At 64.8% G+C, this 1396-nt stretch carries 2 protein-coding genes; both read left to right on the top strand.

What is annotated here, in order from left to right; genetic code table 11:
• Nucleotides 1-102 precede the first annotated feature (102 nt).
• Nucleotides 103-729 (top strand): YitT family protein, encoded by a 627-nt coding sequence (locus JF66_RS19275; RefSeq protein ID WP_035880499.1) that lies wholly within the window; start codon nucleotides 103-105, stop codon nucleotides 727-729.
• Between the two features lie 353 nt (nucleotides 730-1082).
• The coding region (locus JF66_RS19280; protein ID WP_035880500.1) for a hypothetical protein at nucleotides 1083-1396 on the top strand (314 nt) is incomplete at its 3' end.

A 1396-nucleotide genomic window follows, 5' to 3' on the forward strand; every position in this document is an offset into this window, starting at 1 on the left:
TGTTTCCAGCACCCTCGCGCTCACGTGGTTCTCGTTCATGAAGCCACTCTATTCAGATTGGCCCCTTGATAACAGGCCAGTTATGCAATTGGATTGGTAACTATGACCCGTCGACTCACGCAGCTGCTCATTGGCCTTTTTCTGTATGGAATCGGCATTGCTCTGATTGTGCGCGGCGGCATTGGCGTGGCTCCCTGGGATGTTCTCACCCAAGGCATCGACAACCACACACACCTGGGCTTCGGCCTGATCACGATTCTGATCAGTGCCGTGGTGCTCCTGCTGTGGATTCCCATCCGTCAGAAGCCCGGCGCCGGAACGCTGCTCAACGCGGTGCTCGTGGGCCCGTCCGCCGACGTGGGCCTGTGGCTCATTCCGGCCGACCTCGATCTCTGGGCGCGCGTGGTGTTCTTCGTGGCGGGACTGCTCACGGTTGCGGTGGCCACCGGGCTCTATATCGGGGCGCACTTCGGCCCCGGGCCGCGCGACGGCCTGATGACCGGGCTGCACAAGCGCACCGGCTGGAAGATCTGGATCGTGCGCACCGGCATCGAGGTGATCGTGCTCGGCATCGGCTGGGCGCTCGGCGGCAACGTGGGCATTGGCACCGTGCTCTTCGCCGTGCTGATCGGGCCGCTGTGCCAGCGCACCCTGCCGTTCTTCGCGATCAAGCGGCCCGCCGGCACGGTTCCCGCGGCCGCCGACCCGGCTCTCGCCACAACTCCCTGACCGCGGCGCCGAGGCCCGCGCCTCGGCGCACGTGCCGCAAGTCGGCGCAGATCGCGGATGCGTGCAGCCGGCTAGACGTTACGGTCGACGTCGACGAGCCTCGCGTCACGCGCGAACTCCGCCCCGACCTCGTCGCGTTCGCGATCCAGCACATCCGCTCCGGCCGGCAGCCCTAAGCCGCTCAAACCCCTCGCGACCGTCGGCCGCTTGGCCGTTCCGCAGTCCATCCCGGCGCGAAAGGGGTCCCCCTTGAAACACCGAACGAGGCCAGCCCCGGCTTCCCCGAATCCGTGTCGCTCAAAGCCCCGCGGCGGGCCGGAGGCCGGTCAGGGCACTATCGATATACTCGCGGGATGAGGATCCGTCCACTAGATCTCGTCGACGTGCTGGTCTATCTCGTGGTGCTCGGAGCGTTTATTCAGCTGTTTCCCGCGGTCATCTCGGAATCATTCCTACTGGCACTCTTGACGGCGATCCTGCTCAAGGTCGTCCTTGAATTCGTGCTCCGGGCCAAGAAGAGGATCGTTGCGCGGATCCGTTCGGCTGAAACACGGTGGGTTCGAATCGTGAACGCGATCACCCTGTTGCTCGTGCTGCCGTTGAGCAAGTTCATGGTGCTCGGACTGGTCGGCCTGGTATTTGGCGAGTCCGTCCGTCTCGGCGGCTT

Source organism: Cryobacterium sp. MLB-32 (assembly GCF_000738085.1).
In the GTDB taxonomy this organism is placed as follows: Bacteria; Actinomycetota; Actinomycetes; order Actinomycetales; family Microbacteriaceae; genus Cryobacterium.

Bases quoted from the DNA above. Each gene is read 5' to 3' on its own strand.
- JF66_RS19275 (WP_035880499.1), top strand. From the start codon at position 103: ATGACCCGTCGACTCACGCAGCTGCTCATTGGCCTTTTTCTGTATGGA.